Source organism: Paenibacillus sp. (assembly GCF_048976745.1).
Lineage (GTDB): Bacteria > Bacillota > Bacilli > Paenibacillales > Paenibacillaceae > Paenibacillus.
In genome coordinates, this window is record NZ_JBHGUU010000011.1 from 203,209 (window position 1) to 219,933 (window position 16,725).

Annotated in this window: 15 protein-coding genes; 8 read left to right on the forward strand and 7 right to left on the reverse strand. The window is 47.7% G+C overall.

Annotated features, from left to right (window positions below; translation table 11 throughout):
• Positions 1–188 precede the first annotated feature (188 nt).
• Entirely contained in the window at positions 189–779 is a 591-nt protein-coding gene (locus tag ACE3K2_RS18740) for a DUF5317 domain-containing protein (protein ID WP_421893452.1), read from the forward strand.
• A gap of 309 nt (positions 780–1,088) precedes the next feature.
• Positions 1,089–2,921 (forward strand): bifunctional diguanylate cyclase/phosphohydrolase, encoded by a 1,833-nt coding sequence (locus ACE3K2_RS18745; RefSeq protein ID WP_421893455.1) that lies wholly within the window; start codon positions 1,089–1,091, stop codon positions 2,919–2,921.
• 137 nt (positions 2,922–3,058) lie between these two features.
• Here the strand turns inward: ACE3K2_RS18745 and ACE3K2_RS18750 are convergent, their stop codons facing one another.
• On the reverse strand, positions 3,059–3,226 hold the full coding sequence (locus tag ACE3K2_RS18750) for a hypothetical protein (RefSeq protein ID WP_017691019.1): 168 nt from the start codon (positions 3,224–3,226) through the stop codon (positions 3,059–3,061).
• A gap of 305 nt (positions 3,227–3,531) precedes the next feature.
• On the opposite strand from ACE3K2_RS18750, the gene ACE3K2_RS18755 reads away from it, so the two are divergent.
• The 4 genes from ACE3K2_RS18755 (at position 3,532) to ACE3K2_RS18770 (ending at position 8,236) form a co-directional block, all read left to right on the forward strand.
• Positions 3,532–4,362 (forward strand): sensor histidine kinase, encoded by an 831-nt coding sequence (locus tag ACE3K2_RS18755; RefSeq protein ID WP_421893459.1) that lies wholly within the window; start codon positions 3,532–3,534, stop codon positions 4,360–4,362.
• Position 4,363: 1 nt separating this feature from the next.
• A complete protein-coding gene (locus ACE3K2_RS18760) occupies positions 4,364–5,020 on the forward strand; it encodes a response regulator transcription factor (protein ID WP_339304570.1) in 657 nt (218 codons plus the stop codon).
• Positions 5,021–5,272: 252 nt separating this feature from the next.
• Positions 5,273–6,988, forward strand: a complete 1,716-nt coding sequence (locus tag ACE3K2_RS18765) for a copper resistance CopC/CopD family protein (protein ID WP_421893463.1) — start codon at positions 5,273–5,275, stop codon at positions 6,986–6,988.
• A gap of 468 nt (positions 6,989–7,456) precedes the next feature.
• Complete coding sequence (locus tag ACE3K2_RS18770; RefSeq protein WP_421893466.1) at positions 7,457–8,236, forward strand: YcnI family protein; 780 nt, start codon at positions 7,457–7,459, stop codon at positions 8,234–8,236.
• Positions 8,237–8,385: 149 nt separating this feature from the next.
• Here ACE3K2_RS18770 and ACE3K2_RS18775 read toward each other — a convergent pair whose 3' ends face one another.
• The 4 genes from ACE3K2_RS18775 to ACE3K2_RS18790 all read right to left on the reverse strand — a co-directional run bounded on the left by ACE3K2_RS18775 (position 8,386) and on the right by ACE3K2_RS18790 (position 11,955).
• A complete protein-coding gene (locus tag ACE3K2_RS18775) occupies positions 8,386–8,658 on the reverse strand; it encodes a hypothetical protein (RefSeq protein WP_091018402.1) in 273 nt (90 codons plus the stop codon).
• 51 nt (positions 8,659–8,709) lie between these two features.
• Positions 8,710–10,044, reverse strand: coding sequence for a hypothetical protein (locus ACE3K2_RS18780; protein WP_421893469.1), 1,335 nt, complete (start codon positions 10,042–10,044; stop codon positions 8,710–8,712).
• A 15-nt stretch (positions 10,045–10,059) separates the two neighbouring features.
• Positions 10,060–10,341 (reverse strand): hypothetical protein, encoded by a 282-nt coding sequence (locus ACE3K2_RS18785; protein WP_091038121.1) that lies wholly within the window; start codon positions 10,339–10,341, stop codon positions 10,060–10,062.
• Between the two features lie 357 nt (positions 10,342–10,698).
• Positions 10,699–11,955: a DUF445 domain-containing protein gene (locus ACE3K2_RS18790; RefSeq protein ID WP_421893472.1), complete on the reverse strand. Its 1,257-nt coding sequence runs from the start codon at positions 11,953–11,955 to the stop codon at positions 10,699–10,701.
• A gap of 334 nt (positions 11,956–12,289) precedes the next feature.
• Here ACE3K2_RS18790 and ACE3K2_RS18795 point away from each other — a divergent pair, with 334 nt between their 5' ends.
• Positions 12,290–13,117, forward strand: coding sequence for an aldo/keto reductase (locus tag ACE3K2_RS18795; protein ID WP_421893475.1), 828 nt, complete (start codon positions 12,290–12,292; stop codon positions 13,115–13,117).
• Positions 13,118–13,202: 85 nt separating this feature from the next.
• Here ACE3K2_RS18795 and ACE3K2_RS18800 read toward each other — a convergent pair whose 3' ends face one another.
• On the reverse strand, positions 13,203–13,664 hold the full coding sequence (locus tag ACE3K2_RS18800; protein ID WP_017691032.1) for a cupin domain-containing protein: 462 nt from the start codon (positions 13,662–13,664) through the stop codon (positions 13,203–13,205).
• A 257-nt stretch (positions 13,665–13,921) separates the two neighbouring features.
• Between ACE3K2_RS18800 and ACE3K2_RS18805 the strand changes: the two genes are divergently transcribed.
• Positions 13,922–14,773, forward strand: a complete 852-nt coding sequence (locus ACE3K2_RS18805) for an AraC family transcriptional regulator (protein ID WP_421893479.1) — start codon at positions 13,922–13,924, stop codon at positions 14,771–14,773.
• Positions 14,774–14,924: 151 nt separating this feature from the next.
• Here ACE3K2_RS18805 and ACE3K2_RS18810 read toward each other — a convergent pair whose 3' ends face one another.
• On the reverse strand, positions 14,925–16,538 hold the full coding sequence (locus ACE3K2_RS18810; RefSeq protein ID WP_421893482.1) for a glycoside hydrolase family 28 protein: 1,614 nt from the start codon (positions 16,536–16,538) through the stop codon (positions 14,925–14,927).
• Between the last annotated feature and the right edge of the window lie 187 nt (positions 16,539–16,725).

The window sequence follows — 16,725 nt, forward strand, 5'->3', positions numbered from 1 at the left end:
CCGTCTTTACTGAATTCATCAGGGTTTTCGACCCTTTGGTTCGTAAAGACGGTTTTTTGTTCAGCATTTTTCAAATTTCTTCTAAAAAATCATTTTTCCCATGCAGGAATTACCAATATAAGGTCGAATCCTTTATGTACACAAACACGCAATCATATTGCATATCTCCGCACGAACAGGAGTTAATCATGGTATATGACGGTATTCTTCTCGGCTTGATCGTTGGATTTTTTCGGGGTGGGTTGCGGCATGGGGTCAACCAGTTTGCAGCACTCCAATTGCGAAGCGGCTGGATTTTCCCTGTATTGCTGCTAATCCAGTTCTTCATTTTCTATCTGCAGGAACGATTCGAATGGGTAGCATCCATTAATGGTTATCTCTTTGCTGCCGTCTACATTACAGGCCTCGCATTTTTATGGCTTAACAGGCACCACACCGGTTTCATGCTCATCTGGATTGGTGTGTTTCTCAATTTTGCCGTTATGGGTGTAAATGGTGGGCGCATGCCAGTTTCTGTAGAAGCTTCTGCTGTACTGGGACCTTATTATGTAGACATGCTCCGGGAAGGCGGCGCCGTATCAAAGCATTTTATGATGGATGCGTCTACACGTTTGTCTTTTCTCGGTGATATCATCCCACTCTCCAGCCCTTATCCACGGACTCAAGTCATCAGCATCGGTGATGTGGTCATGAACGTGGGCATATTCCTTTTTATCCAGTCCATGATGGTGAATCGGGACAAAAAGGCTGTGCAACCTGCTAAAACTCATCAGGCTTAAAGAGAACCAGTTAGACTCCAAGGAAGGGAGGTCTTCTCCATGAAAAAATTTGAAGGTGTGAAATATTCCCGCATTGTCATCAACGCAATCATCGTGGCTTCTGTCGTTGTAGCATTAACTTCGGGATACAAGCTGGGCGGCTAGTATCCATACCGCCAAACAAGACAAACAGGCTGCCAGCGGCCTGTTTTTTCTTTCTGGATTTTTGCCAGGCAACTTGGTATGTTATACATCTATATAGTGTACACCGATACAAGAACACCCATTATATACATCAAGAGTAGACTAAACCCAAGCAGGAGATTTTTTATGAACTTTATTCGTAACCTTATCCATAAGGCAGATCGAAGCAGTCTGTATGTTATTTTGCTTAGTTGTACCGGGATCGGTGTTTTTCTGTACATGAACAAATGGTCTTACCTTCATCTAACCACGGCGGATTGGGTCATGGTCTACACCATGCTGGGTGCGGCGTTAATTCTGGATTATTTCACGTTCCAGATTCCACCCAAAGGCAATCAGCAATCCATGGATTCATCGGTATACCTTGCCTGCATATTCATGTTTGGCGGAGCTTTCAGTTTATCTGTCCTGCTTCCTGTCTCCATCATCCTGTTAATCAAAGAGCGCAAGCTCACCTGGTGGAAACACATTGTCAATTTCAGCATCTACAGTCTCATGATTACGGGAGCAGCTGCCGTGTTTGAGTGGACTGGCGGGCAATCGGGAACTTTGGACGGCTATAATCTGCTTCCTTATTTTGCAGCGCTCGCAGCCTACTTCATCATCAACACGATCACACTTGGCTTATTCTTTCATTTTTCAACGAAGGATGCATTACAGCAGATGAAGCGGGCATTCGTTACCGAATCCCTGCTGGTTTATTTATGTACGCTGATTCTGGCGCTTGTCCTGACGATTCTGGTCGTGCACAATGGCGTTCTCGGTTTGTTGTTGTATCTGAGTCTCAGTATTCTGCTCTCCCATGCATTCAAGCAGTTGTTTGTCATGTATCAGACTATTGAGGAGAAGGCTAACACGGATCAACGGACAGGTCTGTTCAACCATAGTTATTTTGAAAGTATGCTTGAAAATGAACTCACTACCGCTCGTACGCAAGGAACACCGCTCTGTCTGGGACTTATTGATATCGATGATTTCAAAAAGTATAACGATCGGTTTGGCCACCTTCAAGGCGACAGTCTGCTGGCTATGCTGGGAGATTTTCTGATGCGAAAGACGGAAGATACACCTGTTACCGCCTTTCGTTATGGAGGGGAAGAGTTCACTCTGCTCATGCCAGGAATGGAATTGGACGAATCCTACAAGTTTATGAATAAGCTGCGGAAACAACTAAATGACACGCCGTTTGAAGGCGTTGAAGTGTTTCCACACGGCTGTCTCTCCTTCTCGGGTGGCGTAGCCCCCTATCAGGTGGACATGTATAACAAATCCCAACTCGTAGATCAGGCGGATAAAGCACTGTATTATGCGAAGAAACAGGGTAAAAACAATGTGCACCGCCACGGAAGCAATGATGGTATGGAACACGAGATTGATCTGGTACAGGACGTTCGAGACATCGAGCAGCAGCTTAATCTGTTCCGATACAAGGACATGGATACGTTTAAACATTCCAAACGGGTCTACAAATACGCATTGGATATCAGTGAATTGCTCAAACTGGACAATGCGGAGAAACGCCGTTTTGTGCTGGGAGCACTGATTCATGACATCGGCAAACTGGAGATTCCTTGGTCCATTCTGAACAAGAAGGACAAGCTCACCGCAGAGGAATGGGAAACGATCAAAGGACATGTCACCTGGGGCAAAAAAATGGTGATCACAAACGATCGCTTCGCCGATCTGATTCCGTACATTGAACTTCACCACGAGCGCTATGATGGCAAGGGCTATCCTTACGGCCTGAAGGGTAACGAGATTCCCCGGCTCTGCCGGATGCTGACCGTAATTGACTCCTTTGATGCCATGACAACAGAGCGGCCGTATCAGGAGACCAAAAACGTGGAAGAAGCCATTCGGGAGCTACGCGCATGTTCGGGTTCACAGTTCGATCCGGAGCTTGCCGAGTTATTCATTCAATATATTGAGAAAAGAACCGCTCAGCAACAGTTGCTGTAAGTTGAACGAAGCTTCTTCTATCACCTCAGAGAAAATCAAAAGCGCTATCTCCAGTCTGATCGGAGATAGCGCCATTTTCATTTTCGTCATGGAATGAATCGTACACCAGACAGCTTCATTCTCGTGCAGATTCTACATTAAGATTTGGTATTCAGTTCATGTGAGGTCTGATGCAGCTCTTTGATCATCTGCTGCAAAAACATGTTGTCTTGGCGACTGATACCGTGCTGATTGTCTTGAACAAGCATCTGGTGAATGTTCTTTTTGAGCAATTCACTGCGACGTTCCAATACTTCTTGACTCATGTTGTTGCGTCACTCCTTAACATGTTTTGTAATGAATTTACGTTCTGTATTAAGTATAGAGGACCTTCTCCGATAGGGAAAACGGACTCAGCCTTCCTCAGATGGTCACACCAACCCTCACCTAGCGTGACAACATTTCACCCCTTGTCGTTCTTAGATATCCTTCTAAATACTCCATGATCCTCCCCAACTTTCTCCAAAGGCACAGACTAGGGTCTTGGACAAGCTTGCGTTATAATGGTCCCATCCCTGTATAAATAAAGTACCTCATTAAGCTAATCCTAGATCAAAGGAGTTCTGCATTCATGTCCTATAAACAAATTAAATGGATGATTCTGCTGATTCCCACATTTACGGTTGGCATCTGGGAATATATTCGCCATCAGTTTCTGATGCCGTACCTTTCGATGGATGCCGGTAACTGGTTAACACCGGTCATCGTTTACCTCGTCAGCGTGACACTGCTCAGCCGATTGTTCCACATGCTCGAAGGTGCAAGGGCTGCTCTGGAGCAGGAACGTGCAGCAAAAGCAGCCTTGGAAGCTCGTGACCAATTGGCCCGGGAGCTTCACGATGGCATATCCCAGTCGCTTTTTCTGCTATCGGTAAAAACGGATAAGGCAGGCCGCAGTCTGGCAGGAACCGGACATGAGCATGAGATCCAGGAGATTCAAAAGACCGTGCATGAAGTCAATACATACGTAAGGCAAGCCATTGCCCAGTTGCGTTATGTTCCTTCCTCTACCGCAACACCTGAGATTATCTCACTACATGCGCAGGTCGAAGTGCTCGTCAAGGAAACCGTTCCTGGTGCACAGATTCATTGGGACCTGAGGGGTGTAACTTTCTCTGCCAAGGAGCAAGTGGAATTGATCGCCTGTATCCGGGAAGGTCTGCTGAATGTACGCAAACATGCACAGGCTACCCGCGTTCAGGTTCACGCCGAGGGTAACCCGATTGCCTGGTTCATCTATATTCAGGATAATGGGAATGGATTAAGTGAAGATCCTCTTCAGCTGAAGGATCGGTACGGACTGCGAATTACGAAAGAACGTGCTGCCGAGATGGGTTGGTCTTTTACCCTCGATTCAAGACCGGGGCATACACGAATGACGATAGGAAAGGAGCATGCTTAGTATGGAACATGTACGTGTATTGGTTGTTGATGATCATGCGCATGCGCGTGAAGCGATCTGTAGCATTTTATCCGAGGACAGCCTGTTTGAAGTCATTGGTACAGCCTCGAATGGACAGGAAGCATTGGAGCTCACCGGACAATGGATGCCTGACCTGATCCTGATGGACGTGCAGATGCCGGACATGGATGGGCTGGAAACCACTCGGCAGATCAAGCTGCGATTCCCTTATGTTATTGTTGTTATGGTCACGGTATCGGATGATGTGACCTTTCTCTTCGAAGCACTGAAACAAGGCGCTCAAGGCTACTTGCTCAAAAATCTGACGCCTTCCACCTGGCTGGAATACCTGCGCGCCATCGTCAGCGACGATGCACCGCTAAGCAAGGAACTGGCCTACCGGATTTTGCAGGAGTTTCCCGCACCACGCAGTGAAGATGTGCAAGATAACCCGCTAACCGCACGGGAGCTTGAGATTCTGCAATGGGTGTCGGCGGGATATACCAATCGGGAGATCGCCGATCAGCTCGGCATTTCAGACCAGACAGTGAAGAATCATCTGAAGAATATTTTGCAGAAGCTCCAGTTGGAAAACCGGGTACAACTCACCCGCTACGCACTGGAGAGCGGGCTTGCAGGGCGTAAGCTTCGCAAATAACGTGGCTTTGCAGCAATATGTTAATGGTAGCACGAACGTATCGCACACCAATATGAGATTTGTAACATAAGACGAGATGGGTGCTATGCACCGTACACATTCATGCTTTTGTCACAATTATGAAGACCAAATCGTTTTTTTATAGCCCAATGTAGTCATACGCATTCATTTTGGACAAAGTTATAATGGGATAGATTGTGTATAACGGGCCAGAAATGCCTACAAATCTATAACCTGAGGGTGATGATTTTTTTGATTTTGACAAGCTTTACCCTGAAATGGGGCAAACGGCACTGGGCATTGGTCACCAGCCTGCTGCTTGTGTGCTGCCTTGTTATGCCACAGTGGGCATCTGCCCATGCTTATATTGTTAAGGCTTCACCAGGAGAAAATGAAATTCTAGTCGCTGCACCAGATCGGCTGACCATGGAGTTCAACGAGTCCTTGCAGACGGCCTTTTATGATATCAAAGTTACCGGTCCTGACGGCACTCAGGCAGACGATGGAAAGGTACAGATTGATGCGGATCGTCCTCATATTCTGGAGACTGGCCTGCGGATCGGACTCGGAAACGGGACTTATGCCGTTAACTGGAAAGCTGTGTCTGCCGATGGACACCCGATTCAAGGAGCATATGTTTTCCATATCGGCGAACCGTCCGGTTCTCCTGCCGGACTAAGTGATCTTACCTCCGGTTCCGGTTCAACAGGCGGGCCGCTGAAATGGATCGTATCGTTGACAGACTGGATTCAGTATCTCGGATTGTCTGTCATTCTGGGGACACTTGCATTCTTGCTGCTGCGAATCGCACCGACATCCATGACAAGAGAACCTATGGATGTTCCGGGCAGCTACAGATTGTTATGGATCAGCTATGCTGCTGCTTCCTTTGCCGCTCTGGTCAGCCTGCCTCTGAATACGTTATATGAATCTGGTGTGGCTCTGGGCGAGCTAAGCTGGGGACTAATCGGAAGTGCGCTCAAGCTGACATCCTTTGGTCAGATCTGGATGTTACAGATGCTCATTGTCATGCTACTGGCCGTCACGATTCTATCGGGATATGACCGCGATCGATCCATCCGTGCTCGCATCTGGTCTTCTTACGGGTCACTTGTGCTTGTGCTTGGATGGCTGTTCACTCATGCGATGACGGGACATCCGGCTGCTGCGGATCAACGTGCTCTCGCGATTGCCATGGACTTCGTGCATCTGATCGGTGCTGCTTTCTGGATTGGTGCATTGACGGCAATGGCGATATGTCTGCCTCCACTCGCGGACAAGCTGCCTTCGAAGGTGCGAGGAGAAGTCTACTGGACTGCTATTCGCAGGTTTACCGCTTGGGGGATTGGTGCTGTAGCCGCTCTGGTCGCTACGGGAATATACAGCAGTCTGATCATTCTGCCAGCACCTGTGCTGACCTCCTTATTCACTACAGCCTATGGCCTTGTCCTGATCGGCAAGATCGTGCTGCTGATTGTGATGGTTCTCTTTGCATGGCGTCACGCCAGATTAGCAAAAGCAGCAACAGGAAGCAGATTGTCCGGCAGCCTGAAAGCCGAGCTTGCTACGGGTGCTGTGATTCTCGCTCTGGCCGCCGTATTGACACATCTGTCACCGGGGCAACCAGCAGCAGTCGGACCGTATCAGGAGACAAAAACTACAGAAGATGGCTCGTCGATTACACTTCAGGTGAGTCCCAATGTGACGGGAGAGAATCAATTCGAAGTTGATGTGAAACGTGCAGATGGCAGTATCGTTAATGATCTGGAACAGATCACACTGTCACTCACACATCTGGACATGGATATGGGAATCTATGAGATTACCATTCCGAAAAACGACACCGGTGTGTATAAGGCTGAAGATTACATCTCCATGCCTGGACGTTGGAATATCAAGGTACACCTGCTAACCAAATCGCTGGATGCACTGGATGCCGAATTTGAGATCGACACCGCCAAGCCATAGTTACACAACGTTGATATTGAAAAGTGACCCAATCTAAAATTAGTGTTTCTACGAACTGCAAATGTAGTGAAGGAAACGGAATTGATTCTGGAGAAGCGAAGCTCCGCCTTTATTCCGGGATTTCAACTTACTAAATATAAATTGAACTAATGTTTACACTGAAACGGAGGGGACAGAAAAAACCTGAAAAAGCGAAGCGTTCGCCTTTATCACCAGATTTTACCCTTTGAGAAAAGGGAATCAAAAAAATCTGGGGATAACAGCGATTGGAAGGTTATTCTGTCATCGGAGTGTATGTGTAAACCGAATTTAGTTAAATTATTTATAATAAGTTGTATTAAAAATCTGGGAATAACGGGGTTCGAAAGAACAGTTCGTAACCGAAACGGTAACTTTGCAGAGCGTAGACACTCATTTAAGAAAATGGGCCGCATCATATATGATAAGAACTGAGAGGGGTTATTTATTTTGAAGAAAACATCATGGATTTCCAAACTGACATCCACTATCGCAACAGGTACGGCGGCATTTATGCTATTCGCCGGATTCGCGAGCGCTCACGTTACCGTTAGCCCATCCGTTGCACAGACAAGCGCATGGCAAACATACACGATCAAGATTCCATCCGAGAAAGAACTGCCTACAACCAAAATCACGATGAAAGTTCCAGAAGGTGTGGCATTCAAGCAATATCAACCACTGGCAGGTTGGAAAATCACCACCGAGAAGAACGATTCCAATGAAGTTACATCGATCACATGGGAAGTTGACGGCGATAACGAAGGTATTCTCGCAGGACAATTCCAGCAGTTCAACTTTGTAGTACAGAATCCTAAGGCTGAAGCCGAAGTCGCTTGGGATGCGTTTCAATACTACAGCGATGGCAGCATCGTAGAATGGACAGGCCAACCAAGTGACAGCAACCCGCATAGTATTACAACAATTAGTGAAGATCCGGCTGCTGCGGCAGGTGGAGATCATCACAGCACTGGTACTGCCGATGAAGGACATAATAGTGCAGGTACAGAAGCAGGCACTGGTGATAATGCAGCTAACGACGATAACAAAGCAAATGATGACACCACGCTGGGCGATGCACTTAATGACACCGTTACAGGTGAGCCAAACAACACGGATACAGACCCGGGTACTCTGAAGCTTCAACAGGCAACATTGATTGTATCCATTCTGGCGCTGATCCTCTCCTTCCTGGGAATCGCTCTGGCGACACGTCGTAAAAAACGCTAAGAACGATTTGCAGCATACAATAATTGTGGCAATCACAAAGAAGCCTATGGCAAACGGGATCAACCCCGATGTACCATAGGCTTCTTTTTTGTCTATCCATGTATCCATGCTGATTGCCATCCGCAATATGGCATCAGCCACACTGCTCTTTAGCGTTCCTGATCCGTCTGGATCATAATCTCAATATATTGCAGCAAGCTTTTCTTCTGCATTTCGATGGATTGAATACGTTTGGACAGGCCCGCAAAAAACTCTTCAATCTGCTGCCTTGTATAATCGGCAGACTGCCCTTTCCAATCGTTCAGGCGACTGTATAGCGCCCTCGCTTCCTGTTCATCGGCTTGCAGACGGGCAAGCAGCTGTGTCAGTTCTTTTTCGGCAATTCGAAGATCATTCAATTCCACCAGCAATTGTCCACCCACTTGCGTTCCCCTCCCCCATGTACGTGATAGCGACATTAACCAACCTGATTCCTAATTAAAATGAACCGGACTCTCGTCCGCCTGCCGGAAGGCATCTGCTTTCTCATCAATAAAGTTCAGGAACTGGCTGGTGTGTTTCATATGCCATGTGCTAAGTTCTTGAATCGACGCGTCCAGTTGGGTGACAATGGGCTCCAGCCTGCGACTACGGCTTGTATGCAGGTATTGAGCCATGCGGCTCCGTACCTGATTCAGCTCAGCATTGCATTGCTGTGCATTTTGCTTCCACCTGGAGGCGACACTTTTCAGTTCTTCGGGCGTTACCTGGATCAAACCGGAAGCGCCTCCCACTGCAGCCATACCGCCGCCAAACTTGGAACCTAACGGACCGAAGTTCTTGCTGAACGGTCCCATGTGATCCATAAAGCGCGGTGAGTAGCGGATTCTCTCTCCAGTGATCGGATCATACAGGTCATTGGATATGTATCCATTTTTGAAATCATATTGATCCAGACTGTGATAGTTCTCCCCGCCAAATGAGTTCTTGGCCTTATCGATAATGCCCACTCCATCATTTGCATCCTCATAATTGGAATTAATGTAGAAGGTTGATCCCACATGACGGTCATATCCTCCCAGCGTTCCACTGGCGACCAGATCACTCGGATTTGCATAGTTAACTACTTGCCCGTCAAACTCACCCGCTTCAGCTCGGCGCCGCATCTCTGGTGTCAAATTGCCCATTACCGAGGGTGCACTGAACGTCACGGCTGGAATTCCGGTATAAGCAGATGCATACTGTGCATTTCCGCCGCCCAAGGAATGCCCGGTCATCGAGAAATTCAGATCCTTATGCTTGTTCTGCATGTGATTTGCGTAGTCTTCGGATTGATACATTTGATTGGCCCAGCCTGTAGGGGAAACGGTTTTTTCAATATCCTTTACGCGATCACCCGTCCAGTTCTCCACGTCTCTTACCCTGTCACCAGCCCAATTCTCCACTGTGGATATGCCCGTAAAATCTTTGACGCCTTGGACCCCTTTGTCAAGCCAATCAGGCGTAAGATTATCAACAAAATTCCCGGCCTCCTGCTGACCCTTACGAATCAACTCTCCGCCCCCAATACGGCCATCCATGACAAAGTCAGGTACAGAGCGATCCAAGGACGCACTTCCTTCTGTACCTCGATAAGCAATGACCGCTTCCTTGGTCTCGGGATTATAAAATGTTACGGCATCAAAACCGGAAAATTTGTTGCTCTCCGTCCCCTCCAGGACCTCCCATCCGGGAAGTTCCGTTAATTTGTCCCCAGCCTTTTGATCCTGGTAGGCTAGATCAGACATCGTTTTATACGTTTCATCATCAATATTGGACCCGTTACTCAATAACTACACCTCCCTTTATTTAGCGTATGGATCGTGTCCCTTGGCCATCATCACTTTCTCAATCTCAGGGCTAATGACCAGGTTCTTGGTTACCTTCTTTTTGTAGTCGTACGAAATGCCAAAGCTCTGATCTTCATGATCCTTCACATGGCCCTTCAGCCCAATCTGGGATACTGCCATTTCCGGCAACAACTCTTTACTTGTAATCACAACATCCAATTCAAACTTCTGCTTGAAATGCTGAATTACGGTCGCTTCGGCTTCTTGATATAGAGCTTCCTTCTCACTTGCATTCATGTTCTGACAACCTCCCAGAAATATAGTCAACACCATCATTAGTGTGAATAAACCCTTCAACCATCCTGCACGTTTAATACGGATCCCTCCTCTGGGTAGAATCAGGACGTTCACCATATGTGAAGTCCACCCTATTCATCTGTTACCTGCATCATAGTACAAAATCAACATGAGCCATATCGGCTAACAGGATCGTTTTCATGTAACTTTCTTCCTATATGATTCATTTAGGGTACTTTGGTGTACATTACCCCGTTTCCTAATTCTTGCATCAGATACATGGTAATTTTTCCATCCACGACAAAAAGAGCCTGCTCTTTGTAAGAGCGGCCCTTCTTTTGCCATACTGAACTGTTGTTATTCAAGCACCATCCGCAGAGCGGTCAGCGCAATCCCGATAATAAATCCGGTAACGGCCCCGTTGATTCGAATCCACTGCAGATCCTGCCCCACCTTATCCTCAATCATTGAGATCAAGGAGGCATTGTCCATTTTATCTACATTTTCGCGCACGAGGTTACCGATTTTGGAATGATTTTTCTCCAGCAGTGTTGTTACGCCATCTACGATCTTGGCATTCATGCTTGTCATCAACTCGTGATCTGCCCGCAGGTCACCCAATACCCGTTCAATGGCAGGCAGTGCATACGTATCCACATACTGCCCATCTTCCATCGCGGCGAGCGCCTTGTCTCTCAGTTCGGTGAGTTTGTTCAGCACCGTTTCCTCTGCGTTCCAGCCCTCCAGCATATTGTTCTTCCAGCCGTTGATTCCATCCTGCATAGCCTCACTCATTGCCAATCGCACCGTCTGGGTACGTAACATATCAAGCACTTTGTACCTAAGAGCACTGCCTTCACGTTTCATATCCTCTACCCGATCGAAGAGGTATCCCTGCAAAATGCCACCCAGACGCTCCTCGTTCATATAACCCAGGAACGCATTCATTGCAAACTGCATCAATCCGTTCATTTGAATGCCACTGATCGCTCTCATTCCGCTTTCACCCAAAAACATCACAGTCTCGGGTTTAACCAGCCACTCTTCCGCTTGCTTCAGTCCATAGTCCAGTGCTTTGGCATCGTAACCCCGCTCTGTCATCTGATAGGCAGCCCGTTCCAGAATCGGACCCAGATCAAAGGCACCCGCCTGGGACTTGATCTCACCCGCTACGAGTGGAGCAATCTGCTCTAACGGCAGACCCGCCAGAATTCGTTTGCAGAGCGTATCAATCATGGTCTTGATCCCGTCATTGTGAAGCTCACGTGTCAACGTATCGAGTACCGTCTCTGCTGCTTTGAAATCTGCAATTTTCTCGGTAATGCTGTCTTTGTTGAGCAAGTTATTCTCCACTGCGGAGACCAGACCTTCCGTCATTTTATCCCGATTTTTCGGCAGCAATGCCGTATGCGGAATTGGGATGCCGAGTGGGTGACGGAATAGTGCGGTAACTGCAAACCAGTCCGCAAGTCCCCCTACAAGTCCTGCTTCAAATGATCCTACCAGCAACTTGCCCACGGGAACGCCCTGGAACGGCAAGGATGCAGCAAATCCCGCTCCCATCACCACGAGAGACCAGGCTGCTGCTTTTTTGGTTTGTTTAGGTTTAGCCATTATATTCTTGCTCCTTTATCGTTAAATCGCACGGCCCGGCCTGTACCCGATTCCGCACTTCGTCTCTTCTTATGTAAAATCTCCAATAGCAAGTCTTGACTTCCATATTCCGTATACTTCATCTTATCACCCACAAGCGTCAAAACCAAACCTCTGCTTGGCGAAAAAAGGACATTTGTGGGGTTTACTTCGTAAAATGGACCACTCCCTTTTCCAATACCAGGAAGATTTTAGTATAATCGATTAAGACGGCCCTTCGATATCGATTGGCTGCTGAACAGCAGGGTAATTACATAGTGGAACAATGAATCAATCAGAGGAGGAATTTCGGACCATGAAACACGTGCAGGACACAACCACGCTCTATAACGGAGTCAAAATGCCATGGCTGGGTTTTGGGGTATTCAAAGTTAAAGACGGAGATGAAGTCGTTCATGCTGTCAAAACGGCCATTCAAGCCGGGTATCGCAGCATCGATACAGCCAAAGCGTATAACAACGAAACAGGTGTCGCTCAAGGTATTCGTGAATCTGGAGTAGCCCGTGAAGATCTGTTCATTACCACTAAAGTATGGAATAGTGATCAGGGATATGAATCGACACTGGCTGCCTTCGAAGCAAGCATGGAACGACTCGAACTGGAGTACCTGGATCTCTATCTCATCCACTGGCCGGTCAAAGGCAAGTACAAGGATACATGGAGAGCACTGGAGAAACTTCATAAAGAAGGGCGCATCCGTGCGATCGGGGTGAGCAACTTCCAGATTCACCATTTGGAAGACTTGATGATTGATGCCACGGTCAAACCAGCGGTTAATCAGGTGGAGCTTCATCCACTACTGATTCAGTCAGAGCTTCGTGAGTATTGCAACAAACATCAGATTCAGATCGAAGCCTGGTCTCCGCTCGGACAGGGTCATCTGATGGATCATCCATTGCTTCAAGACATCGCCGCCAAATACGGCAAATCCCCCGCACAAGTCATTCTGCGCTGGGATCTGCAGAACGGTATTGTGACCATACCCAAATCCGTCACGCCTGAGCGTATTCGTGCAAACGCCGATCTCTACGATTTTGAGTTAACTTCGGAAGAAATAGAGCAGATTAACGGCCTGAATGAGAACAAACGCTTTGGTTCTGATCCAGACAACTTTAATTTTTAAATACATCATTCAAATCATTCAAAAAAATCCCGATCGGATGCCCTGAGCATCTAGGATCGGGATTTTTATTTCTCCATATCAAGTTCTATTCGCTTTTGGATACCAGCTTGAAATCATCAAAGTGGAAACCTGGCGCTACTACGCAAGTCACCAGCACAGGTTCATCACCCAGCGGGCGCGCTGTCTGCCATACGCCGGCAGGAACGAGCACCTGTGGTGATTGCCCCGCAGCAATATCCATCCCCAGAACAAGGACTTCCTCGTTCTCCGGGTTCTCTCCGTTGCCGCCCAGCTTCAGTTCAACCGGACTGCCGCTATGCCACAGCCAGAGTTCATCGGACAGAACCGTATGCCACTCGGAGATTTCATGTGCATGTAGCAGGAAATACGTGGAACTTGCCGAGAATCGTGGACCGGAATATGTATCCGGCAGCACGGACTGTGGAATCTGATAAGATGCCTTCCATTCTTCCTTATACCAACCGCCTTCAACGTGAGGCTGCATATTGAGCGCAGCAACCAATGGCGATAATTCATGTGTCGTCATAACCTGTTTCCTTCCTTCCAAATCATATTGGAGACACTCCTTAACCAGAGTTTCGCCTCTCTTCCCCTACTCTAAAACATCATGCAAGTTTTGTCACCTTGACAGCACATATAGGTCATGCCAGATTCGTTCTCTCGGTATTTAACGATATGATTAAAGAAACATTTCATTTCCAATGACAGCGTTTACAAAAAGATGGATTTTCCGTTATGATATGGATATCGTTGTTAATCCGTGAAGCAGAGAGGAGCTGTACCATGAGTCTCATAGAGGATCGGATTGGACCTAAATATCGAATCGGTGAACATGCATTCACCATTGAACATATGCGAAGACATGATGGGAACGGTATGCCACAGCCTCACGCTCATCCATTCTATGAACTGTATTATCTGCTCGAAGGAGAACGCGTCTATTCCATGAATGGTCAGATTCTGTCCGCCCGCAAGGGTGATTTTATTCTGATTAATCCTCATGATGTACATACCACCTCCAAAGGAAGCATTCCTGGCTTCGAACGAATTTTAATCGGTTTTTCGCCTGCTTTTGCAACGGGGATGGAACTTGGCATATGTGGTCTGCTGCCTTTTAATTGTTCAAGACTCCTTCGTCTGCCTGAGGCGGAACAGCCCGAGATGGAGCGTATATTGTGGCAGATGCTGCAGGAATGCAAAGAGCGACGCCCTCACTATGAGATCGCCGTAAGAAGTCTGCTTGCCCAACTTTTGATCCGTATTCATCGGGTAGAGGAGAATATCCGGCAGTCATGCCCCGGTCCCTTGCATCCGATGCAGGACAAAATCAGTGAAATTGTCACGTATGTGAATAACAACTATACCGAACCGCTTACGCTGGAGGGTGCAGCCAATCGTTTTTATATCAGCCCATCCTATCTGAGCCGAATGTTCAGCCGGTTTACCGGGTTTCGATTTAGCGAATATTTGCGTGTTGTTCGTGTCCGAGAGGCACAACGAAGATTGCTGTCTACACAAGAACGTGTCCAGATGATCGCAGAGAAGGTAGGATTTGAGCATACGGCTCATTTTAACAAAACATTCAAACAGGTCACCGGTACAACACCGCTGCGCTATCGCAAGGAACACCGGTAGATCATCCGATTACATCATATAAAAGCCGAGTGGGTAGCCTTGCTCCAGAGATTACGTATTCCTGATATCGAAAGGATCACGATTACTGGATCTATGGCTACGACACTGCGGCTGAATTGGACCAACTGGTATCAATCCGATTACATCCTTTTTACCTGCGAATGATCACACCGCTTCGTACTTCAGGACCAACAGAGATCTGACGACCGTCCGTATCAGCATCACCTTCACGACATACAATGCCTGCGGACTCGTGTCCAGTTACCATCAGAAGTCGGCCATCTGCACCTTTGCCCTGAATGCTCTCTAACTCTGCTCCTTTGCACTGGTGCAAATGAGCTAACGGACCTTCGGTGATCTCTGCCTGCAATTCAGCGATATGCAGGTGTTTCGCATGAGCACATTGGACACCACTGCGAGCTTGCACGTGGTAACGCTGGATGATTACGCCATCCAAAGGCTGTTCGGGCAATCCACTCACTAGTAAAGCAGTGTCGGCACCAGCACAGACCACATCCGATATTCGAATATCCCGGAACACCGGCGTCTCTTCGCTAATCTCCTGGGACAAGTCACTACCCCGGGCAGACCCTTCCTGATTGGCATAGAAAAAGGAAAATGAGATCGCTTCCATAATGATATCCTTCATATAGATACGCTCAATCTGAATATCTTCAACCACTCCACCGCGTCCACGTGCGCTTTTGAAGCGAAGTCCAATGTCCGTCCCTATAAACGTACAATCCGACACACGCACATGCCGCACACCACCGGACATCTCACTGCCAATGACAAAACCGCCATGACCGTGATACACCGTGCAATCCCGAATGGTGATGTACTCGGATGGGAGACCAAGTTCACGACCTTCGGCGTCCTTACCTGATTTCAGACAGATCGCATCATCACCGACATCGAATACACTCTTCTCCACCACCACATGACGGCAGGATTCAATGTCCAGCCCATCTCCATTTTGTGAAAACCACGGATTCCGCACACTCACGTTACGAATGGTTACATGCTCAGATGCCCAGGGGTGCAGATTCCATGCAGGCGAATTCTGGAACGTGGGACCGTCCAGCAGTACCCGTTTGCATCTACGCAAGCTGACCATGTTGGGACGTAAAAATTCTCTGGCTTTTTCATAGGCAGCGACATCACGTACTTGCTCCTGATGCAAACGAGTTGCAATGATACCGCCTTCAAGTGCAGCTGTGGAAGGCCACCAGATTTCTTCATCCCCACCGGATTGCTCAACAACGCCACCCGAGGCAACCAACCGGTTCCACTGTGAAGTCGTCATTTTGGAGCGTTTCACCGGACGCCAGGCTTCCCCGCCTCCATCCCATATCCCCTCACCAGTAATCGCAATATCCTCCAGTTGATCACCATCAATCGGAGATTGGCAACGAACAACCTGCCAGCCTTCGAAGCTTGATGCAATTAACGGGTATTGATCAAAATCACGGCTAAACGTCACCAGTGCGCCTGCTTCCACATGGAGTTCGATCCGGCTGCGCATTACAATCGGACCTGTGAGCCAGATCCCGGCAGGGATAACGATTCTTCCACCTCCCGCTTCTGCGCACGTCGCAATAGCAAGCCGGAACATCTCGGTATTATTCGTTACGCCATCTCCAATAGCTCCATAATCTGTAAGCTGAAAATCCTGAGCAGGAATGACAGGCAAATTAACTTCATACGCTCCAACATCGGATTGAGCACCTGTTCCTGTCGACATTGGGGAGTGATATGTATTCATCGTGCAGAATCATCCTCTCTACGTGTAATGGAATTGTTGTGAGATCAACATTTTGCTACGATCTACTTCGTTTATTCTCAGACGGGTACTCTCTCGCTCCATCATATCAATGGAAAGAAGTGCAAGGTTAAGCTTTTTTGCCATGTACACGTGGAACTTGATGCTATTTGTTTTTATAATTCAAAGT